Genomic DNA, 24009 nt, shown 5'->3' on the forward strand with positions numbered 1-24009 from the left:
CCCCTGACCCCGCCGCCTAACCCTGCAGCATCACACAGAGCCTACGACCCGCATGAGCCCCCACCGCATGCTACGCTCCCTCGGCCCGCTTGGCGCGGTCGCCTTCCTCGGAGCCTGTGCCGTCGCCCCGGCCCCGATCCAGCCGGAGGAGCATCTGGCCCGCGCCAGGACCGACTACGCGCAACTCTACAAGGACCAGGCGCCGCTGGCCGGTCCGCTGACCGCGTCGGAGGCGGTGGCACGGGCGCTGAAGTACAACTACGACCAGCAGCTCGCCAGCGCGGAAGCGTCCATGCAGGCCAGCCAGTTCGACGTGGCGGTGACGAACATGCTGCCGCGGCTGGCGGCCAGCGCCGGCTACAACGTGCGCAACAACGAGAACGCGTCCTCGTCCCTGTCGGTGCTCACCCGACGGCAGTCGCTGGAGCCCTCGACGTCCCAGGACAAGGAGCGCGGCACCGCCGACCTGACCTTCTCCTGGAACCTGCTGGACTTCGGCGTCGGCTATTTCCAGGCGCGCCAGCAGGGCGACCGGGCGCTGATCGCGGTGGAACGGCGCCGTCGCGTCATCAACAACATCGCCAAGGAGGTGCGCAGCGCCTATTGGCGCACGGCGACGGCGCAGCGCCTTCTGCCGAAGATCGACCCGCTGCTCGCCGACGCCGAGAAGGCGCTGAAAGCGAACGCGGAGATTTCCAGGAACTCGCTGGAGCCGGTGCTCCAGACGCTGGAATACCGCAAGAACCTGCTGCAGGTGATCACGCAGCTGCGCCGCCTGAAGTCGGACCTGTCGGTCGCCAAGGCGCAACTCGCGGCACTCGTCAACATCCCGCCGCGCACCGATTTTACGGTGGAGCTGCCGCCGGAGGTGCCGTCCTTCCCGCGCAGCCTGTCGGCCGATCTGCCGTCCCTGGAGCTGATCGCCCTGTCGCAGCGCCCTGAGCTGCGCGAGGAGGCCTATCAGGAGCGGGTGGACCGCAACAACCTGTACAAGGAAATGATCCGGCTGGTGCCGGGCCTGTCGGTGCTGGGCGGACTGAACTACGACAGCAACTCCTTCCTCGTGAACAACCTGTGGGCCGAGGCGGGGATTCGCGCCACCTACAACCTCGTCAACCTGATCAGCGGCCCGATCGCCATCGACGCCGCCCAGAAGCAGATCGAGGTGTCGAAGGTCCGCCGCCTTGCCCTCAGCGTCGCGGTGCTGACCCAGGTGAATGTCAGCTACCAGCAGTATCTGCGCTCCGTGGAGACGCTGGATTCGGCCCAGGAGATCTCGCAGGTGGAGGCGGGCATCGCCAAGGCCGTGTCGGACGGCGGTCTCGCCCAGGCGGAGCCGGAGTTCGAGCGCATCCGCCGCGGCCTGTCGGCGGTCGCCGCGGAGCTGGACCGCGACCGCGCCTTCACCGACCTGCAATCGTCGCTCGCCAACCTCTACACCTCGCTGGGCTTCGACCCGGTGCCGGCTGCGGTGGAGACCGACGACCTGAAGGTGCTGACCGGCGTGGTGAAGCGCTCGCTCGACAACCTCGACGCCGGGCGCCTGCCGGAGATCCCGCATCTGGAGCCGGTGGCCGACCAGACGTCCGAAAAGCCTAAAGCGGAGAAGCCGTCCGCGGCTCCGTCCGCCCCCTCCGCGCAACCCCAGACCGTTCCGGTGTCATGACGCATCGTTTCACGGCGTGTTTCGCCGCCGCCTTCCTCCTGTCCGGCGCAGGCGCGGGAATGGCTGCGGAGGGCGGCGGGGACGCCCTGCCGCTCGTTGCCCGGGAGATCCGCGCCCAGGTCACGGCGCGCGTTGCCACGACCCTGTCCAGCCCGATGGCCGGACGCATCCGCGACCTGTCCATCGAGGACGGCGACCGCTTCAAGCAGGGCGAGGTGTTGGTCCGCTTCGACTGCGCGGTGCAGGAGGGGCAGCACGCCCGCGCGGTCGCGGTGCTGGAGAAGAACCGCCAACTGCAGGAGGTCAACGAGCGGCTGCGCAAGCTGGGCTCGGTCAGCGTCAAGGAGATGAACGTCTCCCACGCCGATGTCGCCACCGCTGGGGCGGAGGTCAGCATCACGCGGGCCATGGTCGACCGCTGCACCGTCACCGCCCCCTTCGCCGGACGGGTCGCCGGCGTGTCGGTCAAGCGCTACCAGTTCATCGGGGAAGGCCAGCCGATGCTGGACATCCTCGACGACAAGCAGCTGGAGTTGGAAGCCATCATCCCGTCCCGCTGGCTGGTGTGGCTGGGCGTCGGCACCGGCTTCCAAGTGGAGGTGGACGAGACGGGCAAGACCTACCCGGCCAAGGTGTCGCGCCTGTCCGGCCGCGTCGACCCGGTCAGCCAGTCGGTGAAGATCTACGCGTCGATCACCGGGGCGTCGGGCGATCTGTTGCCGGGCATGAGCGGGCGGGCGCTACTTTCGCCTCCCCAAAATTCGCCTGGGGAGAACACAACCGGTGGTGATGCGAAACCGGTAGAAGCGGCGCCTTCGGACACGCAACCGGTGGTCAAGACGCCATGAGCGCCCAGTTGAACCGGCAGCTTCTGCGGCTGTCGGCTCTGCTTCAGATTGAACGGCGCGCGCGCCACGCCGCGCGGAACGAGCTGTCCTTCGTGATGGCGAACGAGACCGCCGGCGTCATGCCCTACCAGCAGGCGGCGGTGTGGGTCGGCGACGCGCGCGGCCGCATCGACGCGCTGTCCGGGGTGGCCGTCGCCGACCTCGCCGCTCCCTATGGGCAGTGGCTGTCCCGGCTGTGCGCCGAACTGGCGGGCGGACCCGGTGGGGCGGAGCCGCGCGCCGTGACGGCGGAGGAGGTGCCCGCTGCCATCGGCCGCGACTGGGCGGAGCATCTGGCCCCGCACGCCCTGTGGGTGCCGCTGGTGGCGCCTGGGGACCAGAAGGTCGGCGGCCTGCTGTTCGCCCGCGCGGAGCCCTGGGCGGAGGGTGACCAGCACCTGCTGGCCCACCTCGCCGACGCCTACGCGCACGCCTGGCTGCTCGCCCACGCGCGCCGTCCGCGGCTGAAACGCCGCGGCACCCTGTGGCGCAAAGCGGCGCTCGCCGCGCTGATGGCGCTGGTGGTCGGGGCAGGGGCCTTTCCGGTGCGCCAGTCGGTGCTGGCCCCGGCCGAGGTGGTGCCGCGCACGCCGACGCTGGTGCGCGCGCCCTTCGACGGGGTGGTGGACCGTGTCGCCGTGACGCCGAACCAGTCCGTCGGCGCCGGCCAACCGCTCGCCACGCTGGACACCGCGCAGCTGCGCAGCAAGCTGAAGGTCGCGCAAAAGGCGCGCGAGGTCACCCAAACCGAATACCAGCAGGCTACCCAGCTCGCCGTCTTCGACCCGAAGGCCAAGGCGAAGCTGTCTATCCTGCAAGGCCATCTGGAGCAGCAGGCGGCGGAGATCGCCTACCTGCAAAGTCTGCTCGACCGCGCGACCCTGACCGCGCCCGCGGCGGGGGTGGCCGTCTTCGACGATCCCAACGACTGGATCGGCCGCCCGGTCACCCAGGGCGAGCGGATCATGATCGTCGCCAACCCGGCCGACGTGGAGCTGGAAATCCGCCTGCCGGTCGGCGACGCCATCCCGCTGGACGAGCACGCGGAGGTTGCATTCTTCCTGAACGTGGCGCCCGACGCGCCGATGCGCGCGACGCTCCAGTCCGGCAGCTACCGTGCGCAGACCATGCCGGACGGGGTGGTGGCCTACAAGCTGAAGGCCGGCTTCACCGGGACCGCGGAAGGGCAGGGCGGCACGCCGCGCCTGGGCTTCAAGGGCACCGCCAAGCTCTATGGCGAGACGGCGCCGCTGGCGCTGTGGATCCTCCGTCGTCCCATCACCACGGCGCGGCAATGGCTGACGTTCTGACCGTGTCCGACGCCGTGACGGCCGCCGCCGTCGAGGCTGCCCAGCATCCTGCGGCCCCGCAACGGCCGCCATCGCCGGCCGAGATGCCGCTGCCGCCATTGCGCGACGACTTGGCGCTGCTTCCCGGCCCGGCGACCCACGAGGGGGCGCCGACCTGGACTCTGCACGACCCCGCCGCCAACCGCTTCCTGCGCATCGGCTGGCTGGAGTTCGAGATCCTGCAACGCTGGCCGCTCGGCCGCGCCGACGCCATCGCGGAGGCCATCGGGCGGGAGACCCCGCTGGACGTCTCGGCGGAGGAGGTTCTGCACTTCGTCCAGTTCGCGGAGCGCAGCGAGCTTCTGCACCCCATCGGCGCGCAGGGCACCGCGCGCATGGCGCAGCGGGTGGATGCCCGCCGGCTGCACCCGCTGAAATGGCTGCTGAAGAACTACCTGTTCCTGCGCGTGCCGCTGGTGCGGCCGGACGGCTTCCTGCGCGCCACGCTGCCGCTGGCGAAGCATCTCTACACGCCCGGATTCCTGATGCTGGTGCTGGTCGTGGCGATGCTCGGCCTCTATCTGATCGGGCGGCAGTGGGACAGCTTCACCCACAGCTTCCTGCACCTGTTCACGCTGGAAGGCGCGGCGATGGGCGGTGCCGCCCTGCTGGTCGCCAAAGTCATCCACGAGATGGGACACGGCTACGCCGCGCGGCTCAGCGGTTGCCGGGTGCCGGCCATGGGGGTGGCCTTCCTGGTGCTGGTCCCCGTTCTGTGGACCGACACCACCGAGGCCTGGCGCCTGACCTCGCGCCGCAAGAGGCTGCTGATCGACGCGGGCGGCATGCTGGCGGAGCTGACGCTGGCCGCCTTCGCCTCGCTCGCCTGGAGCTTCCTGCCGGACGGGCCGCTGCGGTCGGGCGTCTTCATGCTGGCCGGCACGACCTGGATCATGACGCTGGCGGTGAACCTGAACCCGCTGATGCGCTTCGACGGCTATTTCCTGATGGCCGACGCGCTGGACATCCCGAACCTCCAGGACCGCGCCTTCGCCATGGGCCGCTGGTGGCTGCGCGAGCGGCTGTTCGGCCTAGGCGCCCCGCCGCCGGAGGTGCAGACGCCGGGGCGGCGGCGCTTCATGGTCGGCTACGCCTTCGCCATCTGGGTCTACCGCTTCCTGCTGTTCACGGGCATCGCGCTGCTCGTCTATCACCTGTTCTTCAAGCTCCTTGGCCTTTTCCTGATGATGGTGGAGATCGGCTGGTTCATCGTGCGCCCCATCGTGACCGAACTCGCCGCCTGGACGGCGCAACGCCGCGCCATGCGCTGGAACCGCAACAGCGCGACGACGCTGGCCGCCGCCGGGCTGCTCGCCGCCGCCTTCCTCGTCCCCTGGCGGAGCGAGGTGAGCGCCCCCGCCCTGCTGCACGCGGAGCGGCAGGCCGTGCTCTACGCCCTGCACGCCGGCCGGATCCGGACCCTGCCGGAGGGGATCGGCGCCGGGCTGGACGCGAACGCCGCGGCCTTCGTGCTGGACTCGCCCGACCTGACCTACAAGATCGCGCAGGCCGAGCGGCAGATCCGCCTCTATCAGGTGCAGGCCCACGCCCAGGCGGCCGATCCGGAGCAGGCCTCAACGCTGCCCGTCACTTGGCAGCAGATGGAGGGCGCGGTCGCCGACCTGGAGACGCTGACCGCCCAGCGTGACGAGATGGCCGTGCGTGCGCCCTTTGCGGGCCGTGTGCTGGAACTGGCCGACCACCTGCGCCCCGGCGCCTGGGTCGCGGCGAAAGAGCCGCTGGCGCTTCTGGTCGCCCCGGACAGCGTCGTCGCTGAAGCCTATGTGGCCGAAGCCGACCTGTCGCGCCTGACGACCGGGGCCGCCGCGCAGTTCATCCCGGAGGACGGGTCGAAATCCATCCCGCTGCGCCTGCGCTCCATCGACGCGCTCGCCACCCGGGAGCTGGACTCGGCGGAACTGGCCTCCACCCACGGCGGCGGCGTGGCCGCCCGCGCCCTGCCCAACGGCAAGACCGTCACCGAAGAGGCCGTTTACCGCGCCACCCTGGCGCCCGTGGACGGCCTGACCCTGCCGCACGCCAGCCGCGGCACCGTCCTGATCGAAGGCGAACGGGAAAGCTGGTTCCGGCGGATGTGGCGCATCGCCGTCGGCGTGCTGATCCGCGAGAGCGGGTGGTGAGGAATCCCTCTACAAGGCGTTGATAATAAGAGAAAAGCCCCTCTCCCTTGAGGGGAGAGGGGTTGGGGTGAGGGTGAAACTTCGACAATTGCCGAACTCAGGTTCATTTCCGCCCTACCGGGCGTAACGACCCCTCATCCCAACCTGTGAAGCCTGCGGTCGCCTTTGGCGCCCTCCGGCTTCACCCCCCAAGGGGAGAAGGGCTTATTCCAAAGGCAATCAGCTCCGCGCCACCGGCATCGTGAAGCCCACGCGCTCCGGCCGGCCGGGCAGGCTCAATTCGGCTTCCACCGGCGCGCAGCGGCTGATCACCTGACCGCGCCGCAGGACGAACAGGCGGGCGGCACGGTTGCGGATGGCTTCCACCGGGTCGGCGGCCTGGAGCACCACGAGGTCGGCGTTGCAGCCCACCTCCAGCCCATAGCCGTCCAGGTGCAGCAGCTTCGCCGGCGCTTCCGTCACCGCCTTGAAGCAGGCGACCATGCCGTCGTAGCCGGTCATCTGCGCCACATGCAGGCCCATATGCGCGACCTCCAGCATGTCGCCGGATCCCAGCGGGTACCAGGGGTCCATCACGCAGTCGTGGCCCAGCGCCACGGTCAGGCCGGCGGCCATCAGCTCCGGCACGCGGGTCATGCCGCGGCGCTTGGGATAGGTGTCGTGGCGGCCCTGGATGACGATGTTGATCAGCGGGTTGCTGACCACACCCAGTTCCGCCTCCGCCATCAGCGGGATCAACTTGGAGACGTAGTAGTTGTCCATGGAATGCATGGAGGTGAGGTGGGAGCCGGTGACCCGCCCCTGCATGCCCAGCCGCTGCGTCTCGTAGGCCAGCGTCTCCACATGGCGCGACAGCGGGTCGTCCGTCTCGTCGCAATGCATGTCCACCAGCAGGCCGCGCTCCGCCGCGATCTCGCAGAGCAGGCGGACCGACGCGGCGCCGTCGGCCATGGTGCGTTCGAAATGCGGGATGCCGCCGACCACGTCCACGCCCATGTCCAGGGCGAGTTTCAGCAGGTCTTCCGCCCCGGGGGAACGCAGCACGCCGTCCTGCGGGAAGGCGACCAGCTGCAGGTCCAGGTAGGGGGCGACGCGCTTCTTCACCTCAAGCAGCGATTCCACGGCGAGCAGGCGCGGGTCGCAGATGTCCACGTGGCTGCGGATCGCCAGCAGGCCGCGCGCCACCGCCCAGTCGCAATAGGCCAGCGCCCGCTCGATGATGGCGTCCTGGACCAACTGCGGCTTCAGCTCCCCCCACAGCGCGATGCCTTCCAGCAGCGTGCCGGAGCGGTTGACGCGCGGGATGCCGTAGCTGAGCGTCGAGTCCATGTGGAAATGCGCGTCGACGAAGGGCGGGGTGACCAGCCGGCCGGTCGCGTCGATCTCGGCTCCCGCCTCGCCCGCGAGTGTCGGCTCCACGGCGGCGATGCGGCCGTCCCGGATGCCGATGTCCACGCCGACCCGGCCGTCGGGCAGGGTGGCGCGGCGCAGGACCAGATCGAACATCAACGTTCTCCTTTGCGGTACGGGATCATCAGCGCCCGCGGGTACGAGGCGCGGCGCGCCACCAGCACCAGCGCGAGGATGCTGAGCAGATAGGGAAGCATCAGGAAGACTTGGTAGGGCAGAACGCCGCCGGCAATCTGTTGCAGCCGCAGCTGGAAGGCGTCGAAGGCGGCGAACAGCAGCGCGCCGAGCAGGGCCTTGCCCGGCCGCCAGGAGGCGAAGACGACCAGCGCGATGCAGATCCAGCCGCGCCCGTTGACCATGTTGAAGAAGAAGGCGTTGAAGGCCGACAGCGTCAGGAAGGCGCCGGCCAGCGCCATCAGCGCGCTCCCCGCCATGACAGCACCGATGCGCACGCCGGTGACGCTGAGGCCCTGCGCCTCCGCCGCGGCCGGATTCTCGCCGACCATGCGCACCGCCAGCCCGACCGGCGTGCGGTAGAGGACGTAGGCGACCGCGCCGGCCAGCAGCAGGGCGAGGTAGGTCAGCGGCGTCTGCGCCAAGGCACCCGGCAGGTCCAGCGGCTGGAAGGGGGCGATGGTCGGCGGCGTGCTCGCCTGCGGCAGGACGAGGCGATAGACGTAATAGGACAGGCTTGTGCCCAACAGCGTGATCCCGATGCCCGTCACATGCTGCGACAGGCCGAGCGGCACGGTCAGAACGGCGTGCAGCAGTCCCATCAGCGCCCCGCAGCCGGCCGCCACCAGCACGCCGGTCCAAAGGTCGCCCCCCTGGTAGACGGCCATCCAGCCAGCCATGGCGCCGAGAGTCATGATGCCCTCGATGCCCAGGTTCAGCACCCCGGCGCGCTCGCAGACCAACTCGCCCAGCGTGCCCAGCACATAGGGGGTGGCGATGCGCAGCACGGCGGTCCAGAAGGCGGCGGAGAGGAGGATATCAACAATTTCCATGATGGACTCTCAGCTCCGCCGCAGGCGATAGCGCGCCAGCAGCCCGGCCACCAGCATGCACAACAGGCTGGTCGCGACGAGCACGTCGGCGATGTAGTTGGGCACCGGCATGGCCCGGCTCATGGCGTCGGCGCCGACGAAGATGCCGGCGATGAAGACCGCCGCTCCGACCACGCCCAGCGGGTGCAACTGCGCCAGCATGGCGACGACGATGCCGCTGTAGCCGAAGCCCGGCGACAGGTCGAGCGTCAGGTAACCCTTCAGCCCGCAGACCTCCGCCGCCCCGGCCAGACCGGCCAAGCCGCCGGACAGCAAGGCCGTGCGCAGCATAACGCGGGTGACGGGCATGCCAGCGAAGGCGGCGGCGCGCGGGTTGGCGCCCACCGCCCGGTTTTCGTAGCCCCAGATCGTGCGCGTGTCGATCAGCCACAGGATCACTGCCAGCGCCAGCGCGAGGAGGAGGCCGAAATGCAGGCGGGTGCGCGCCACCAGCTTGGGCAGTTCCGCCGCCTCCACGACCGGGGCTGACTGCGGCCAGCCCATGCCCATGGGGTCCTTCAGGGCACCCTCCAGCAGCATGGAGACCAGCAGCAGCACGACGAAGTTCAGCAGGAGAGTGGTCACCACCTCGTCCACGCCGAAGCGGACCTTCAGCACCGCCGGGCCGAGCAGGGTGACGCCGCCGGCCAGCGCGCCGCCGATCAGCGCCAAGGGCAGGACGGCCCAGGCGGGCAGGTTCAGCAGTTCCCCGCCCAGCACCACGGCGGCAAGCGCCCCCATGTAGAGCTGCCCCTCCGCCCCGATGTTCCACAGCTTGGCGCGGAAGGCGACGGCGGCGGCGAGGCCGGTGAGGATCAGCGGCGTGGCGCGGGTCAAGGTTTCGGTCAGCGCAAAGCGGGAGCCGAGCGCGCCCTCGACCAGCAGGCCATAGGCGCGCAGCACCGGTGCGCCGGTCCAGGCGACGAGCAGCGCGCAGAGCGCCAGCGCCGCCACCACCGCCCCGACCGGGGCGAGCAGGCGGATGGCCAGGGGGGCGTGGGCGCGCGGTTCAAGCCGCATTGAGAATCTCCGGCAAAACATCCCAATGGCCGGCCATCAGCAGGCCAAGCTGGCGGACCGACACGCGGTCGTGGGGCAGGGCAGGGGTCAGGCGGCCGTGGTGGATCACGGCGATGGCGTCGGCGAGCGCCAGGATCTCGTCCAAATCCTCGGAGATCACCAGCACGCCGGCCCCGGCCGCGCGCGCCTCCAGCAGGCGCCCGTGCACGTACGAGACGGCGCCGACGTCCAGGCCGCGGGTCGGCTGGCTCGCCAGGATCAGGTCCGGTCCGTGCGCCAGGGTGCGGCCGAGGATCAGCTTTTGCATGTTGCCGCCGGACAGCAGCTGTGTCCGCGCGTCCGGCCCCGGGCAGCGCACGTCGAAGGCCTCGATCACCTCCCGCGCATGGGCGCGGGCGGCCCCGCGGCGGATGACTCCGAAGCGCTGGAAGGCCGGATCGTGGTAGCGCTCGGCGATCAGGTTCTCCCACACCGCCATGGCGCCGACGAGGCCGGCGGCGTGCCGGTCCTCCGGAATGCGGGCGACGCCGCGCCGGACCATCGCGGCCGGATCGGCGTGGCCGACCGTCTCGCCCTTCAGGGACAGCGTTCCGGAATCGGGGTGGATCAGACCGCTGATCAGGTCGGCCAGCGCCGTCTGCCCGTTGCCGGACACGCCGGCGATGCCGACGATCTGGTGCCGGCGCACGGTCAGGTCCACGGCGTCCAGCAGCGGCCGGCTGTGGCCGGAGGCTACGGTGACGTTCGACAGCTCCAGCACCGGTTCGCCCGCCGTCATGAGGGCCGGTGTCGGCGGTTTCAGTGCGCGGCCGACCATCAACTCGGCCAATTCCTCGCGGTCGGTCTCAACCGTGCGCCGGGTGGCGACGAGGCGGCCACCGCGCAGAACCGCGACCGTGTCGCTGGCCGCGAACACCTCGTTCATCTTGTGGCTGATGAAGACCACCGCTAACCCGTCTGCCGTCAGCCGGCGCAGCGTGTCGAACAGGCCAGCGGATTCCTGCGGTGTCAGCACCGCCGTGGGCTCGTCCAGGATCAGGATTCGGGCATCGCGGTAGAGCGCCTTCAGGATCTCCACCCGCTGCCGCTCGCCCACGGACAACTCGCCGACCAGCGCATCCGGGCGTACGCCCAGCCCGAAACGCTCGGCGAGGTCCAGCAAGCGCCGGCGCGCCGCACCCCGGTCGGACCAAAACCGCCACAGAGGCTCCGTCCCCACCGCGATGTTGTCGAGGACCGACAGGTTGTCGGCCAGCGTGAAGTGCTGGTGCACCATGCCGATCCCGGCCTCCAGCGCCGCCCGCGGCGAACCGGGCGGCAACGGGCGGCCGAAAGCCTCCACGCTTCCCTCGTCGGCCACGTAATGGCCGAACAGGATGTTCATCAGCGTGGTCTTGCCGGCCCCGTTCTCGCCCAGCAGGGCCAGCACCTCGCCTTCGTGCAGCGTCAGGGAGATGGCGTCGTTGGCGACCAGGGGGCCGAAGCGCTTGGTGATGCCGGAAAGGCGCAGGACGATGCTTTTTGATTGTGCCATGGCGTTGTAGCGGAAGTCCTGGCCGAGCAAAAAATTCCGTCATCCCCGCGAAGGCGGGGACGACGGTGATCGTTGATGGAAAGCGGGCCGCCTTACATCGTCGACTTCGGCTCGCCGTCGTTCACTTTGACGGTGAACTTGCCGTCGCGGATCTCCTGCTCGCGGGCTTTCACCTTGGCGACCGTGTCGGCGGGGACCTTGCCATCGAAGGTGCCGAGCGGGGCGAGGCTGGAGCCGCCGACCTTCATGTGGCTGAGGGGGCCGTAGTCCTCGGCCTTGTAGCTGCCGGCCTTCACCGCGGCGATGGCGCGGTCCACCGACGGCTCCATGTGCCACAGCGCGCTTGCCACGACCGTTTCCGGATACTGCGGCTGAGTGTTGATGACGTTGCCGATGGCGAGCACCTTGCGCTCCTTCGCCGCGTCGGACACGCCGAAGCGTTCGGCGTACATCACGTCGGCGCCGCGGTCGATCATGGCGAAGGCCGCTTCCTTGGCCTTCGGCGGGTCGAACCAGGAGCCGATGAAGCTGACCGCGAACTTGACGTTGGGGTTGACCTCCTTGGCGCCGTCCATGAAGGCGTTCATCAGGCGGTTCACCTCCGGGATCGGATAGCCGCCGACCATGCCGATCACATTCGACTTGGTCATGGCGCCCGCGATCATGCCCGTCAGATAGGCGGGTTCCTGGATGTAGTTGTCGAAGACGGAGAAGTTCGGCTCCTGCGGCTTGAAGCTGGATCCCATGACGAAGGCGGTCTTCGGGTAGTCCTTTGCGACGGCGCGCGCCGCGCGCTCCACGCCGAACACCTCGCCGAAGATCAGTTGCTGGCCGCCTTCGGCGTACTGGCGCATGACGCGCTCGTAATCGGTGTTGGCGACCGACTCGGCCCAAACATACTCGATGTCGCCGCGGGCCTCGGCGGCTTTCAGGGCGGTGTGGATGCGGCTGACCCACTGCTGCTCGATCGGGACCGTGTAGATGCCCGCCACCTTGACCTTGGACTGCGCCAAGGCCGGCAGGGCCACAGCAGCCATCGCCATCCCGGCCAGACCGCACAGCACCGTCCGCCGCATCAGCCGCGCCGCCGTATCAAATCCGCGAAGCCTCATCAGATCGCCCTCCATCTGTTCGTCGCCGTTTCTGTGATTTGCGCAGCTCCAGCTAGCAACCGGAATGCCAACATAGCGGGCTGTCACCCGAATGTGCATTCCAAGCAGTCCCCGGCCTTCGAAGCGGATGAAGAGCGTGGCATGTGATCGAAAAGGCGGCAACATGGTTTGGCCGCCATCGCCATTTCGCGGCATTCGCCTCAGCATATTTTCCATAAGATACCTTATGGGATTTTAGTGCCCACCCCGCTACAATCCAGCCCGACACATCCAGACAAGGCAAAGCACCATTGCTTACCGGTTGCCGGGGTCGGATCGCCGATGCCGGTCCGGCTTAGGAAAGGCTGATATGCACGTTTCGCGTCCCTGCCCCGGTCGATTATCACAGCGCTATGATGCGTTGCAGCACAAAATAGCTCAGATCAAGGCGCGCGCCGGGATGGTCCCGGGCCGTGCGCCCCGAGGAGTCTCTGTTGTGCACCGCATTCAGTACGCGCGCATCGCGCGCCACGGGTCTGTAACCCCCAGCCAGCTTCAACTCGATCACGAGAATCTCACCCAGGACGTCCGGCGCCGCTTCTACGAGACGGTCGGCCTGCTGGAGCGCGCCACCGTGGACCTGTCCGAGCGCATGGCCGACATCGGCCATCTGGAAGTCGTGAACCGCGGGGACGACGTGTCGGTCCTTTTCCGCCCGCATCATGCCGAGGGCATCCATTCCCTGGTCGGCAATTTCGACATGCGCCTGACCCACGACGGCCAGGTCGCGCTGCGCATGCTCGTCCGCAGCGTCATGCCGCCGGCCGAAATCCTGCCCTTCGACCGCCTGACCGACGAGCGCCTGCGCGCCCGGCTGTCGGCCTTCGAGACCGAGTGCCGGCGCCAGCCCCATCACTGAGCGCCCTTCCGGCGGTGCGGTCCTCGCGGCCGCCCCGCCCCGGCCTCTCCATCACCGCCGGGTTCGACGTCGAAAGCATCCCAACGTTGCCGACCGGCCACGGAACGCAAGCAAAGCGGACCGTCAGGCGAAAAATGTCAGGGCGATGTGGCGAAGGCCGCCGCCAGCCCCCGGACCGCGGCGGCCAGCGTCTCCGCCGGGTGGGCGGCGAAGCCGAGCACCAATCCGTTGGCGGCCCCGTTCTCCATTTCCGGCTCCGCGTAATAGTCGGACAGTGGTGGGCAGCTCAGCCCAAGCCGCGCCGCCCGGGCCGCAACCTCCACGTCGCGATGCCGCTCGTCCAGATGGGCGACGATGTGCAGCCCAGCCTCCCCGCCGCTGATCCGGGTGACCGGCTCGACATGGAGGCGCAGGGCGTCCAGCAGCGCGTCGCGGCGTTCGGCGTACAGCGCGCGCATGGCGCGCAGGTGGGAGGCGAAATGCTCCTCTGCAATGAAACGGTGCAGAGCCGCCTGCGGCACGACGCTGGTCCCGCCGTCGAAATGGCGCCGCCCGGCGCGCACCGCGTCCACGAGGTCGGGCGGCACGACGAGATAACCGAGCCGCAGGGTCGGGAACATCACCTTGCTGAAGCTGCCAATGTAGAGGACGCGGCCGGCTTCGTCCAAACCCTGCAAGGCGGCCAGCGGCGGCCCGGCGTAGCGGAACTCGCTGTCGTAGTCGTCCTCGACGATCCAGGCGTCGCGCGCCACCGCCCAGTCCAGCAGCGCCGCCCGCCGCCGCAAGCTCATGGTGACTCCCAGCGGGAACTGGTGCGACGGGGTGACCAGCGCCATGCGGGCGTCCGGCGCGCGCCGCTCCCCCTCCGCCACGTCGATCCCCTCCCCGTCCACGGGAACCGGCACGATGCGGGCGCCCGCCCCGGCCAGGGCGGAGCGGGTTCCGGGCCAGCCGGGATCCTCCATCCAGACGGGATCGCCGGGGTCGAGCAGAAGCTGCGCCATCAAGGCCAAGGCCTGCTGCGCGCCCGACACGATCACCACCTGCTCCGGCTCGCAGCGCACCGCGCGCATGGCCCGCAGATAGTCGGCGATGACCGCGCGCAGCGGCGGGTAGCCGAGCGGGTCGGCGCTGACGGCGAGCGACCGCCCCCCGACCCGCCAGGCTTGGGCCAGCAGCTTGCTCCACAACGCAAAGGGAAAGCCCTCCGGATCCGGGACGCCGAGCGAAAACGGGCGCTTGGCCGGAGCGCAGGGATGGAACGGCGTGGTGAGCGCCGCACCCCGGCGCGACAGGCTGATACCGCGCGTTCCCGCCGTTCCGTCGGCCGAACCGATGGGCGGCGGGTCGGGCAGTGCCGTCGCGACGTAGGTCCCGGCCCCGACGCGGCCGGTGACGTAGCCTTCGGTCAGCAACAGCTCATAGGCGGTGACGACCGTGTTGCGCGACACCGTCCATTCCGTCGCGGCGACTCGGGTCGCCGGCATGCGCGCGCCGGGTTTCATCCGCCCGTCGAGGATGGCTTGCCGCAGGGCCTTGTAGAGCTGCTGGTAGAGCGGCCCCTCCGCCCCCCGGTCGAGCGGAATCGGCCCCAGTCCGGCCAGCACGGGGCGGGAGCGGCGCGCCATCAACGTGGTCCTCTTCGGAAAGCGGGAGCCGGTCCCGCCGATCGGACCATTGTCCCCGCACGGCCATCGCCGGGCAAGCCCGCACCGGAAACGGGCGCACGAAAAACGGAACGGGCGGCGAAGGTTTCCCCTTGCCGCCCGCAAGCCGCTTCGAACCATCAGACGCCCGGCGTCAACCCAGGGCCTTGTTCCACCACAGGGCCAGCAGCGTGCAGATGGCGCCCGACAGCAGGTAGGCGCCGGCCGAGACCAGGCCGAAGTTGGCCGACAGGATCAGCGCGACGAGGGGGGCGAAACCGGCGCCGAACAGCCAGGCCAGATCCGACGTCAGGGCCGACCCGGTGTAGCGGTAGTAGCGGGTGAACTGCGACGCCACGACGCCCGACGACTGGCCGAAGGCGAGGCCCAGCAGCACGAAGCCCAGCACCATGAAGATGGTCTCGCCGATCGGGCCGCCGTCCAGCAGCTGCGGGGCGAAGCCGCTGAACACCGCGATGACCGCGGCGCAGCTGCCCAGCAGGGTGCGGCGGCCGACGCGGTCTGCGATGTAGCCCGACGCCACGATGGCCATGATGCCGAACACCGACGCGATCGCCTCGATGACCAGGAACTCGGCCGGCGCGTTCTTCGTGAACAGGAAGATCCACGACAGCGGGAACACCGTGACCATGTGGAACAGCGCGAAGCTGGCCAGCGGCGCGAAGGCGCCGATCACGATGCGCTTGCCTTCCGAGCTGACCGTGTCGAGCACCGGGGCCGGCTGCAGGTCGCGGCTTTCGAACAGCTTGGTGAACTCCGGCGTCACCACGATGCGCAGGCGGGCGAACAGCGCCACGACGTTGATGGCGAAGGCCACGAAGAACGGGTAGCGCCAGCCCCAGCTGAAAAAGTCCTCGGCCGACAGGTTGCCCGCGAAATAGGCGAACAGGCCGCTCGCCACCATCAGGCCGAGCGGGGCGCCCAGCTGCGGGATCATCGCGTACCAGCCGCGGCGATTCTCCGGCGCGTTCAGCGCCAGCAGCGAGGCAAGGCCGTCCCAGGTGCCGCCCAGCGCGATGCCCTGGACGATGCGGAAGAAGGCCAGCAGCCAGACCGCGTAGGCGCCGATCTGCTCGTACCCCGGCAGGAAGGCGAGCGCCACGGTCGCGGTGCCGAGCAGGAACAGCGCCAGCGTCAGCTTGGCGCCGCGCCCGAAAGACCGGTCCATGGCGATGAAGACGACGCTGCCGAGCGGCCGCGCCACGAAGGCGAGCGCGAAGATGGCAAAGGAGTAGAGCGTGCCGGTCAGCGCGTCGACAAAGGGGAACACGAGCTTCGGGAACACGATGACCGAAGCGATCGCATAAACGAAAAAGTCGAAGAATTCGGATGTCCGGCCGATGATGACGCCGATGGCGATCTCGCCCGGATTCACTCCGTGATGGCGAGCGTTGACCAGCCGCGCGTCGTGCTCAGCCGCCGTTGTTGGGGTCCCCATGATCTCGGCACCGGTGGGCAGTTGCGACATAAATGCATACCGGTGCGACGCCACGCCGCACCGGCTGCCCAAGATCTGTCGCGACAGGGCGCGCGGGGGCATTGGACAAATTGTCCAATGTCCCACCAGCGGCGTGGGAACTAGCTGTTCGCCCAAAGCAAACCTTAGTCAACAGGTCATGCCTTGAGCCGTTATCGTGTCTTCGCCATGCTGCCCCTGATGGCGGCACTGAGTGGCTGCAACCTGGTGGTGCTGAACCCGTCCGGCGACGTGGCGAGCCAACAGGGTAACCTTGTGGTCATTTCCACCCTGCTCATGCTGCTCATCATCGTGCCGGTCATGGCCCTGACCGTGCTGTTTGCATGGCGCTACCGGCAGTCCAATACCAAAGCGCGGTATGAGCCGGAATGGGACCATTCGACGCAGCTTGAGTTGGTCATCTGGGCCGCCCCGCTGCTGATCATCATCTGCCTGGGCGCCCTGACCTACATGGGCTCCCACCTGCTGGACCCCTACCGCCCGATCGACCGCATCGCGGCGAACCGGCCGGTCCCGCCGGATGCCAAGCCGCTGGAGGTCGACGTCGTCGCCCTCGATTGGAAGTGGCTGTTCCTCTATCCGGAATACGGGATCGCCGCGGTGAACGAGGTGGCGGCGCCGGTCGATCGGCCGATCCGCTTCAACATCACCGCCTCCACGGTGATGAACAGCTTCTACATCCCGGAGCTGGCGGGCCAGGTCTACGCCATGCCGGGGATGCGGACGCAGCTGCACGCGGTCATCAACAAGCCCGGCACCTACAAGGGCTTTTCGGCCAACTACAGCGGCGCCGGCTTCTCGCAGATGCGCTTCGCCTTCCACGGCCTCGACCATGCCGGCTTCGACAAGTGGGTGGCCGACGTGAAGGCGGGCGGTGGCTCGCTGGACCGCAACGGCTACCTGCAGCTGGAAAAGCCGAGCGTGGCGGAGCCCGTGCGCCGCTTCGCCACCACCGACCCGGCCCTCTTCAAGGCGGTGCTCGGCCAGTGCGTCGACCCGGCCAAGACCTGCACGGACAACATGGGCATGGGCCATGGCGGCCAACATGGCGGCGGTCACGGCGGTGTTCAGGGGGGCGTTCAGGGCGAGCATGGCTCCGGCCATGGCGAGCACGGCGCGGCGCCCCAGGGCCAGTCCATCCAGGGCAGCGCCGTCCCCGACGCCCCCCTCACCGGCGCGGGCCTGCCGCGCCCCTCCAACTCCTGACGGCCAACCGGCAGATTCGATATGTCCAGTGTGATGCACGCGATCTTCGGGCGCCTGAGCCTGGAGGCCTTCCCCTATCATGAGCCCATCGTGGTCGCGACCTTCGTCGCGGTCGTGCTGGGCGGTGCCGCGCTCGTCGCGGCCCTCACCTACTTCAAGCTGTGGGGCTATCTCTGGAAAGAGTGGTTCACCACGGTCGATCACAAGCGCATCGGCATCATGTACATGGTGCTGGGCCTCGTGATGCTGCTGCGCGGCTTCGCCGACGCCGTCATGATGCGCCTCCAGCAGGCCATCGCCTTCGGCGGCAGCGAGGGCTATCTGAACGCCCATCACTACGACCAGGTCTTCACCGCCCACGGCGTGATCATGATCTTCTTCGTGGCGATGCCGTTCGTGACGGGCCTGATGAACTACGTCGTGCCGCTGCAGATCGGCGCCCGCGACGTGTCCTTCCCGTTCCTGAACAACTTCAGCTTCTGGATGACCGTCGGCGGCGCCGCGCTGGTGATGGTCTCGCTGTTCGTCGGCGAGTTCGCGCAGACCGGCTGGCTGGCCTACCCGCCGCTGTCCGGCCTGGAGGCGAGCCCGGCCACGGGCGTCGACTATTACATCTGGGCGTTGCAGGTCGCTGGTGTCGGCACAACACTGTCCGGCATCAACCTGGTCTGCACCATCATCAAGATGCGCGCCCCCGGCATGACCATGATGAAGATGCCGGTCTTCACCTGGACCTCGCTCTGCACCAACGTGCTGATCGTCGCGTCCTTCCCGATCCTGACCGCCGCGCTGGTCCTGCTGTCGCTCGACCGCTATGTCGGCACGAACTTCTTCACGAACACCCTCGGGGGCAACCCGATGATGTACGTGAACCTGATCTGGATCTGGGGCCACCCGGAAGTCTACATCCTGATCCTGCCCTGCTTCGGCATCTTCTCCGAAGTCACCTCGACCTTCTCGGGCAAGAAGCTGTTCGGCTATACCTCCATGGTCTACGCGACGGTGGTCATCACGATCCTGTCGTACCTGGTGTGGCTGCACCACTTCTTCACGATGGGTTCGGGCGCCAGCGTGAACTCGTTCTTCGGCATCACGACGATGATCATCTCGATCCCGACGGGTGCGAAGATCTTCAACTGGCTGTTCACCATGTACCGCGGCCGCATCCGGTTCGAACTGCCGATGATGTGGACCGTCGCCTTCATGCTGACCTTCGTGATCGGCGGCATGACGGGCGTGCTGCTGGCCGTCCCGCCGGCCGACTTCGTCCTGCACAACAGCCTGTTCCTGATCGCCCACTTCCACAACGTCATCATCGGCGGCGTCCTGTTCGGCCTGTTCGCCGGCATCTACTACTGGTTCCCGAAGGCCTTCGGCTTCCGGCTGGACCCGTTCTGGGGCAAGGTGTCCTTCTGGTGCTGGGTGATCGGCTTCTGGGTCGCCTTCACGCCGCTCTACGTGCTCGGCCTGATGGGCGTCACCCGCCGCCTGCGCGTGTTCGACGACCCGTCGCTGCAGATCTGGTTCCTCATCGCCGCCTGCGGCGCGGCCCTGATCGCGGTCGGCATCGGCGCCTTCCTCTTGCAGATCGCCGTCAGCGTGTGGAAGCGCCACGAGCTGCGCGACGTCACCGGCGACCCCTGGGACGGCCGCACGCTGGAGTGGGCGACCTCCTCCCCGCCGCCGGACTACAACTTCGCCTTCACGCCGGTGATCCACGACAACGACGCGTGGTGGGACATGAAGAAGCGCGGCTACAAGCGCCCGATGGGTGGCTTCAAGGCCATCCACATGCCCAGCAACACCGGCACCGGCGTCATCCTGGCGGGTCTGAGCGTCGCCTTCGGCTTCGCGATGATCTGGTACATCTGGTGGCTGGCCGCGCTGAGCTTCATCGGCATCCTGGTCGTCGCCATCGGCCACACCTTCAACTACCACCGCGACTTCCACATCCCGGCCGATGAGGTCGTGCAGACCGAGAATGACCGGACGCGTCTCCTCTCTGGGCGAGTGTAAACCATGACGATGACCATGACCGCCGCGGAGCGGACCGAGGAGACCCCGGTCTTCCACGTGGTGGACGAGCACGAGCATCCGGAAGGCCACAGCACGCTGCTGGGTTTCTGGATCTACCTGATGAGCGACTGCCTCATCTTCGCCATCCTGTTCGCCACCTACGGCGTGCTGGGCGGCAGCTTCGCCGGCGGACCGACGCCGAAGGAGCTGTTCGACCTGCCGCTGGTGGCGGTGAACACCTCGATGCTGCTGTTCTCGTCGATCACCTACGGCTTCGCCATGCTGACCATGGAGAAGGGGCAGGCCCGGCAGACGCAGATCTGGCTCGCCATCACCGGCCTGTTCGGCCTCGCCTTCCTCGGGATCGAGCTGTTCGAGTTCGCGCACATGATCCACGAGGGCGCCGGGCCGCAGCGCAGCGCCTTCCTGTCGTCCTTCTTCACGCTGGTCGGCACCCACGGCCTGCACGTCACCTTCGGCACCGTCTGGCTGGTGACGTTGATGGTGCAGGTCCAGAAGCACGGCCTGATCCCGGCCAACAAGCGGCGCCTGACCTGCCTCAGCATGTTCTGGCACTTCCTGGACGTGATCTGGATCGGCGTCTTCACCTTCGTCTACCTGATGGGAACGCTGCGATGAGCACCCACGCGCACACCTCTCACGCGCCGGCCGGGCACGGGCACGGGCACGACCATGGCGGTCATCACCACGACGACGGCCACGCCCACGGCACGTTCCGCAGCTACATGATCGGCTTCGTGCTGTCGGTGATCCTGACCGCCATCCCCTTCTGGCTGGTGATGACGGGCAAGCTCGACAACACGCAGACCGCGCTGGCGATCATGGCCCTGGCCGTGGTGCAGATCGTTGTCCACATGATCTACTTCCTGCACATGAACGGCCGTGTGGAAGGGGGCTGGTCGATGCTGGCCATGATCTTCACCATCATCGTCGTCGTCATCTGTCTGGCGGGTTCGCTGTGGGTCATGTACCACCTGAACACCAACATGATGCCGATGCCGGACCCGAGCCAACTGCCGTGACGTCCGGGTCGGGCCGGTCCCGTCCGCGCTGGGTGCTGCTCCTCATCGGGCTGCTCACCCTGGCGGGCGTGGCCGGCCTGACCGCTTTGGGCGTCTGGCAGCTGGAACGGCGGGTCTGGAAGCTCGCCCTGATCGATCGGGTGGAGGAACGGGTGCACGCTGCGCCCGTTCCCGCCCCTGGCACCGCCGCTTGGGCCGCAGTAAGTGCCGAAAGCGACGAATACCGCCGCGTCCAGGCAAAGGGCACCTTCCAAAACGACCGGGAGACCCTGGTCCAGGCGGTCACCAATCTGGGCGGGGGCTTCTGGGTCCTTACCCCTTTCCACACCACCGACGGTTTCACGGTCCTGGTCAACCGGGGCTTCGTTCCCCCGGACAAACGCGACCCGGCCAGCCGGGCGGGTGGGCACACCGACGGCCAGACCACGGTCACCGGCCTGCTGCGCATGACGGAACCGAAGGGCGGCTTCCTGCGCTCCAACGACCCCGCCGGGGACCGCTGGTACTCCCGCGATGTCGCCGCCATCGCCGCCGCGCGCAGCCTGTCCGACGTCGCACCCTATTTCATCGACGCGGACGGCACGCCGAATCCCGGCGGCTTTCCGGTCGGCGGCCTGACCGTGGTCAGCTTCCCGAACAACCACCTGCAATACGCGCTGACCTGGTTCGCCCTGGCGATCATGGTCGCGGGCGCCGGTGTCTTCGTCCTGCGCCATGATATCCGGCAACGAAAGACCGAGCGTCCCGCAGCGCGGCAAAGTCCCTGAAAAGGGCTCCCAATGTGGATGAAGCCGACTATATAGGTCGGGATAAGAAGAGCCGATGGGGAGCCGGACGATTTCCGCGCGCGACACAACCAACAAGAAAAACCTTCTTCTTCTGGTTCAACTGCGCTGGCTCGCCGTTGTCGGTCAGGTGGTCACGATCCTGATCGTCCATGTCCAGCTGGAGATCCCGCTGCCGCTGGGTCCCATGGCGGTGGTCATCCTGTTCCTGGTCGGGCTGAACCTCGCCAGCCTGCTCCAGCTGCGCCAGCAGGCGGTCGTCACCAACACCCACCTGTTCCTGGAACTGCTGATCGACGTCGCGGCGCTGACCGTGCAGCTGTATCTGAGCGGCGGCGCGTCGAACCCCTTCATCTCGCTGTACCTGCTCCAGGTCACGCTGGGGGCGGTGCTGCTGGAGGCGTGGTCCACCTGGGCGCTCGTCTTCGTCGCGACCGCCTGCTTCACCTGGCTGACCGGCACCTACCGGTCGCTGGCCCTGCCGCCGCGGCACGAGGGCGAGCTGCTCAACCTGCACATCCAGGGGATGTTCATCTGCTTCGTCCTGGCGGCAAGCCTGATCGTCCCCTTCATCACGCGGATCACGCGCAACCTGCGCGCCCGCGACGCCTATCTGGCGGATCTGCGCCAGCGGTCCATCGAGGAGGACCACATCGTCCGCATGGGCCTTCTCGCCTCCGGCGCCGCGCACGAGCTGGGGACGCCGCTCGCCACCCTGTCGGTCATCGTCAGCGACTGGCGCCGCATGCCGGCGCTGGCCCGCGACCCCGACATGGCGGAGGAGATCGAGGAGATGCAGAGCCAGATCGACCGCTGCAAGGCGATCGTCTCCGGCATCCTGATGTCGTCGGGCGAGGCGCGCGGCGAGGGCACGCTGCGCACGACGGTCGCCGGATTCATGGACGACCTGATCGCCGACTGGCGCGCCGGCCGGTCCCCGGCCAACTTCGATTACGACAACACCTTCCGCGCCAAGGTCGAGATGATCTCCGACCTCGCCCTGAAGCAGGTGGTCTTCAACGTGCTCGACAACGCGCTGGAGGCGTCGCCGGATTGGGTCGGCGTCTGGGTCGGGCAGCAGGACGACAGCCTGATCATCTCGATCAACGACAAGGGGCCCGGCTTTTCCGACGGCATGCTGGCCGAGTTCGGCAAGCCCTACCGGTCGAGCAAGGGTCGCCCCGGCGGCGGTCTCGGCCTGTTCCTGGTGGTGAACGTCGTCCGCAAGCTGGGCGGCTCCGTCGCGGCGCGCAACCGGTCCGGGGGCGGCGCCTCCGTCCAGCTGACGCTGCCGCTGGCCGCACTCTCCCCGCAGGGAGAAGAGGAGCGAGACGATGGACGATAAGCGCAACCTGCTGATCGTCGAGGACGACGAAAGCTTCGCCAAGGCGCTCGGCCGCTCCTTCAAGCGCCGCGACTACGACGTGCACTGGTGCACCGGGCTGGACGGCGTCCGCACCTTCCTGGAGGAGGGGCAGCCCGGCTACGCCGTGGTCGACCTGAAGCTCGCCAACGGGTCGGGGCTGGAATGCGTGAAGGCGCTGCACGACCACGACCCGGACATGAAGATCGTGGTGCTGACCGGCTTCGCCAGCATCGCCACCGCGGTGGAGGCGATCAAGCTCGGCGCCTGCCACTACCTCGCCAAGCCGTCCAACACCGACGACATCGAGGCGGCCTTCGACCGGACGGAAGGTGACACCTCCATAGCGCCCTCCGCGCGCACGACCTCCCTGAAGAACCTGGAGTGGGAGCGCATCCACGAGACGCTGGCCGACACCGGCTTCAACATCTCCGAAACCGCCCGCCGCCTGGGCATGCACCGGCGCACGCTCGCCCGAAAGCTGGAGAAGAAGCGGGTGCCGTAACGGCGACCGCCTCAATACATCTCGAAGGCGCGCGACTGCTCGACGGGCACGTGCCGTTCGCCGGGCTGGCCGGACGCGCCCTGGCCAACAGCGCATTGGATCGCCGCGAGCAGCGCCAAGGGGCGAATCGGCTTCAACACGCACCCCGCCGCCGCATCTGCACCCTGCCGGGCCGCCTCGGGCGCCGCCGTCACGAACAGGATCTTCAGCCCGTGCCTCTGCTTCAGGATCCGTGCCGCCTCGGCGCCGTCCGTCCCATCCTCCAGCTCCGTCTCCACCAAGGCCAGATCCGCGTGTTCGTGGCTGACGATCCGGCGCGCCTGGGCCAAGGACGAGGCGATGCCGATCACGCGGTGTCCCGAGCCTTCCAGCCACTGCCGCATGGAAAAGGCGTCGGAAAGATCGCGATCAAGGATCACGATTCGAATGTGCGTCGTTTGCATGTCGATGCTCCGCCGTAATGACAGGACCCGATGTCGATCGGCGGAAGCTCCGAAATCGCATCGGGGTGAAAAGGAACGGATACAACGCACTGAACCGCGATCTGGTTCCCACGGACCGGCACACAATTCAAACACGGCCTTGCCCTTCTTAGGGCGTAGTGATCATGCCTTTGATTTCGATCATCCTCTTCCAACGATCATTGCGCCGATGGGCGATCACACGTCCGAATCCTTCGTGACTCCACAATCTTGGCGCAACGCATCCCTCCGTCACCGAAAAAAAAGGGATCGCCTGCGCGTTGATGGCACATATGATCCAGCAGGACACCAAGATCACCTGGCATGGGAATCGGCAATGCGGTCATAATTGTTCGCGCCATCCACCAGCGTGTTGCCCCGCCGTGGGCAGAATCTGTCCGTGCCGAGTTTTTGTGGGTCTCC

Annotated in this window: 20 protein-coding genes; 12 read left to right on the top strand and 8 right to left on the bottom strand. The window is 68.2% G+C overall.

Features of this window, described 5'->3' with window-relative positions; translation table 11 throughout:
- Nucleotides 1–67: 67 nt before the first annotated feature.
- From M2351_RS24250 to M2351_RS24265, 4 genes are read left to right on the top strand one after another with little or no spacing between them, the layout of a single operon-like run.
- Nucleotides 68–1666, top strand: coding sequence for a TolC family protein (locus M2351_RS24250; protein WP_264658619.1), 1599 nt, complete (start codon nucleotides 68–70; stop codon nucleotides 1664–1666).
- Complete coding sequence (locus M2351_RS24255; RefSeq protein WP_264658620.1) at nucleotides 1663–2514, top strand: efflux RND transporter periplasmic adaptor subunit; 852 nt, start codon at nucleotides 1663–1665, stop codon at nucleotides 2512–2514. The genes M2351_RS24250 and M2351_RS24255 overlap by 4 nt, the downstream gene beginning before the upstream one ends.
- Nucleotides 2511–3863, top strand: coding sequence for an efflux RND transporter periplasmic adaptor subunit (locus tag M2351_RS24260; RefSeq protein ID WP_264658621.1), 1353 nt, complete (start codon nucleotides 2511–2513; stop codon nucleotides 3861–3863). Before M2351_RS24255 ends, M2351_RS24260 begins: the two co-directional genes overlap by 4 nt.
- The gene (locus M2351_RS24265; RefSeq protein WP_264658622.1) at nucleotides 3848–6043 is read left to right on the top strand and encodes an HlyD family efflux transporter periplasmic adaptor subunit; all 2196 of its coding nucleotides are present in this window, start codon (nucleotides 3848–3850) and stop codon (nucleotides 6041–6043) included. Before M2351_RS24260 ends, M2351_RS24265 begins: the two co-directional genes overlap by 16 nt.
- Nucleotides 6044–6262: 219 nt before the next feature.
- Here M2351_RS24265 and M2351_RS24270 read toward each other — a convergent pair whose 3' ends face one another.
- From M2351_RS24270 to M2351_RS24290, 5 genes are all read right to left on the bottom strand, one after another.
- Nucleotides 6263–7549, bottom strand: coding sequence for an amidohydrolase family protein (locus M2351_RS24270; protein ID WP_264658623.1), 1287 nt, complete (start codon nucleotides 7547–7549; stop codon nucleotides 6263–6265).
- A complete protein-coding gene (locus M2351_RS24275; protein WP_264658624.1) occupies nucleotides 7549–8460 on the bottom strand; it encodes an ABC transporter permease in 912 nt (303 codons plus the stop codon). The genes M2351_RS24270 and M2351_RS24275 overlap by 1 nt, the downstream gene beginning before the upstream one ends.
- Nucleotides 8461–8469: 9 nt before the next feature.
- Nucleotides 8470–9519, bottom strand: coding sequence for an ABC transporter permease (locus tag M2351_RS24280; RefSeq protein WP_264658625.1), 1050 nt, complete (start codon nucleotides 9517–9519; stop codon nucleotides 8470–8472).
- Nucleotides 9509–11083 (bottom strand): ABC transporter ATP-binding protein, encoded by a 1575-nt coding sequence (locus tag M2351_RS24285; RefSeq protein WP_264658626.1) that lies wholly within the window; start codon nucleotides 11081–11083, stop codon nucleotides 9509–9511. The genes M2351_RS24280 and M2351_RS24285 overlap by 11 nt, the downstream gene beginning before the upstream one ends.
- A gap of 62 nt (nucleotides 11084–11145) precedes the next feature.
- Nucleotides 11146–12165, bottom strand: coding sequence for a BMP family protein (locus M2351_RS24290; RefSeq protein WP_264658627.1), 1020 nt, complete (start codon nucleotides 12163–12165; stop codon nucleotides 11146–11148).
- Nucleotides 12166–12640: 475 nt separating this feature from the next.
- Between M2351_RS24290 and M2351_RS24295 the strand changes: the two genes are divergently transcribed.
- On the top strand, nucleotides 12641–13063 hold the full coding sequence (locus M2351_RS24295) for a hypothetical protein (protein WP_264658628.1): 423 nt from the start codon (nucleotides 12641–12643) through the stop codon (nucleotides 13061–13063).
- 137 nt (nucleotides 13064–13200) lie between these two features.
- Here M2351_RS24295 and pdxR read toward each other — a convergent pair whose 3' ends face one another.
- Nucleotides 13201–14691 (bottom strand): MocR-like pyridoxine biosynthesis transcription factor PdxR, encoded by a 1491-nt coding sequence (gene pdxR, locus M2351_RS24300; protein ID WP_264658629.1) that lies wholly within the window; start codon nucleotides 14689–14691, stop codon nucleotides 13201–13203.
- A 172-nt stretch (nucleotides 14692–14863) separates the two neighbouring features.
- Nucleotides 14864–16198 carry an MFS transporter gene (locus tag M2351_RS24305; RefSeq protein ID WP_264658630.1) on the bottom strand — a complete coding sequence of 445 codons (1335 nt, stop codon included), beginning with the start codon at nucleotides 16196–16198 and terminating at the stop codon, nucleotides 14864–14866.
- 153 nt (nucleotides 16199–16351) lie between these two features.
- Here M2351_RS24305 and cyoA point away from each other — a divergent pair, with 153 nt between their 5' ends.
- From cyoA to M2351_RS24340, 7 genes are read left to right on the top strand one after another with little or no spacing between them, the layout of a single operon-like run.
- Entirely contained in the window at nucleotides 16352–17413 is a 1062-nt protein-coding gene (gene cyoA, locus M2351_RS24310) for a ubiquinol oxidase subunit II (protein WP_264658631.1), read from the top strand.
- Nucleotides 17414–17434: 21 nt separating this feature from the next.
- Nucleotides 17435–19429 (top strand): cytochrome o ubiquinol oxidase subunit I, encoded by a 1995-nt coding sequence (gene cyoB / locus M2351_RS24315; protein ID WP_264658632.1) that lies wholly within the window; start codon nucleotides 17435–17437, stop codon nucleotides 19427–19429.
- 3 nt (nucleotides 19430–19432) lie between these two features.
- Complete coding sequence (cyoC, locus tag M2351_RS24320) at nucleotides 19433–20068, top strand: cytochrome o ubiquinol oxidase subunit III (protein ID WP_454464592.1); 636 nt, start codon at nucleotides 19433–19435, stop codon at nucleotides 20066–20068.
- Complete coding sequence (gene cyoD / locus M2351_RS24325; protein ID WP_264658633.1) at nucleotides 20065–20472, top strand: cytochrome o ubiquinol oxidase subunit IV; 408 nt, start codon at nucleotides 20065–20067, stop codon at nucleotides 20470–20472. Before cyoC ends, cyoD begins: the two co-directional genes overlap by 4 nt.
- Nucleotides 20469–21239 carry an SURF1 family protein gene (locus tag M2351_RS24330; RefSeq protein WP_264658634.1) on the top strand — a complete coding sequence of 257 codons (771 nt, stop codon included), beginning with the start codon at nucleotides 20469–20471 and terminating at the stop codon, nucleotides 21237–21239. The genes cyoD and M2351_RS24330 overlap by 4 nt, the downstream gene beginning before the upstream one ends.
- A gap of 55 nt (nucleotides 21240–21294) precedes the next feature.
- Nucleotides 21295–22602, top strand: coding sequence for an ATP-binding protein (locus M2351_RS24335; protein ID WP_264658635.1), 1308 nt, complete (start codon nucleotides 21295–21297; stop codon nucleotides 22600–22602).
- Nucleotides 22592–23125 carry a response regulator transcription factor gene (locus M2351_RS24340; RefSeq protein WP_264658636.1) on the top strand — a complete coding sequence of 178 codons (534 nt, stop codon included), beginning with the start codon at nucleotides 22592–22594 and terminating at the stop codon, nucleotides 23123–23125. The genes M2351_RS24335 and M2351_RS24340 overlap by 11 nt, the downstream gene beginning before the upstream one ends.
- A gap of 11 nt (nucleotides 23126–23136) precedes the next feature.
- Here M2351_RS24340 and M2351_RS24345 read toward each other — a convergent pair whose 3' ends face one another.
- Nucleotides 23137–23568 carry a response regulator gene (locus tag M2351_RS24345; RefSeq protein ID WP_264658637.1) on the bottom strand — a complete coding sequence of 144 codons (432 nt, stop codon included), beginning with the start codon at nucleotides 23566–23568 and terminating at the stop codon, nucleotides 23137–23139.
- Between the last annotated feature and the right edge of the window lie 441 nt (nucleotides 23569–24009).

It is taken from the genome of Azospirillum canadense, from assembly GCF_025961225.1.
GTDB classification, from domain to species: Bacteria; Pseudomonadota; Alphaproteobacteria; order Azospirillales; family Azospirillaceae; genus Azospirillum; species Azospirillum canadense.

Bases quoted from the DNA above. Each gene is read 5' to 3' on its own strand.
- M2351_RS24250 (WP_264658619.1), top strand. From the start codon at position 68: ATGCTACGCTCCCTCGGCCCGCTTGGCGCGGTCGCCTTCCTCGGAGCC.
- M2351_RS24255 (WP_264658620.1), top strand. From the start codon at position 1,663: ATGACGCATCGTTTCACGGCGTGTTTCGCCGCCGCCTTCCTCCTGTCC.
- M2351_RS24260 (WP_264658621.1), top strand. From the start codon at position 2,511: ATGAGCGCCCAGTTGAACCGGCAGCTTCTGCGGCTGTCGGCTCTGCTT.
- M2351_RS24265 (WP_264658622.1), top strand. From the start codon at position 3,848: ATGGCTGACGTTCTGACCGTGTCCGACGCCGTGACGGCCGCCGCCGTC.
- M2351_RS24270 (WP_264658623.1), bottom strand. From the start codon at position 7,549: ATGTTCGATCTGGTCCTGCGCCGCGCCACCCTGCCCGACGGCCGGGTC.
- M2351_RS24275 (WP_264658624.1), bottom strand. From the start codon at position 8,460: ATGGAAATTGTTGATATCCTCCTCTCCGCCGCCTTCTGGACCGCCGTG.
- M2351_RS24280 (WP_264658625.1), bottom strand. From the start codon at position 9,519: ATGCGGCTTGAACCGCGCGCCCACGCCCCCCTGGCCATCCGCCTGCTC.
- M2351_RS24290 (WP_264658627.1), bottom strand. From the start codon at position 12,165: ATGAGGCTTCGCGGATTTGATACGGCGGCGCGGCTGATGCGGCGGACG.
- pdxR (WP_264658629.1), bottom strand. From the start codon at position 14,691: ATGGCGCGCCGCTCCCGCCCCGTGCTGGCCGGACTGGGGCCGATTCCG.
- M2351_RS24305 (WP_264658630.1), bottom strand. From the start codon at position 16,198: ATGTCGCAACTGCCCACCGGTGCCGAGATCATGGGGACCCCAACAACG.
- cyoB (WP_264658632.1), top strand. From the start codon at position 17,435: ATGTCCAGTGTGATGCACGCGATCTTCGGGCGCCTGAGCCTGGAGGCC.
- cyoC (WP_454464592.1), top strand. From the start codon at position 19,433: ATGACGATGACCATGACCGCCGCGGAGCGGACCGAGGAGACCCCGGTC.
- cyoD (WP_264658633.1), top strand. From the start codon at position 20,065: ATGAGCACCCACGCGCACACCTCTCACGCGCCGGCCGGGCACGGGCAC.
- M2351_RS24335 (WP_264658635.1), top strand. From the start codon at position 21,295: ATGGGGAGCCGGACGATTTCCGCGCGCGACACAACCAACAAGAAAAAC.
- M2351_RS24340 (WP_264658636.1), top strand. From the start codon at position 22,592: ATGGACGATAAGCGCAACCTGCTGATCGTCGAGGACGACGAAAGCTTC.
- M2351_RS24345 (WP_264658637.1), bottom strand. From the start codon at position 23,568: ATGCAAACGACGCACATTCGAATCGTGATCCTTGATCGCGATCTTTCC.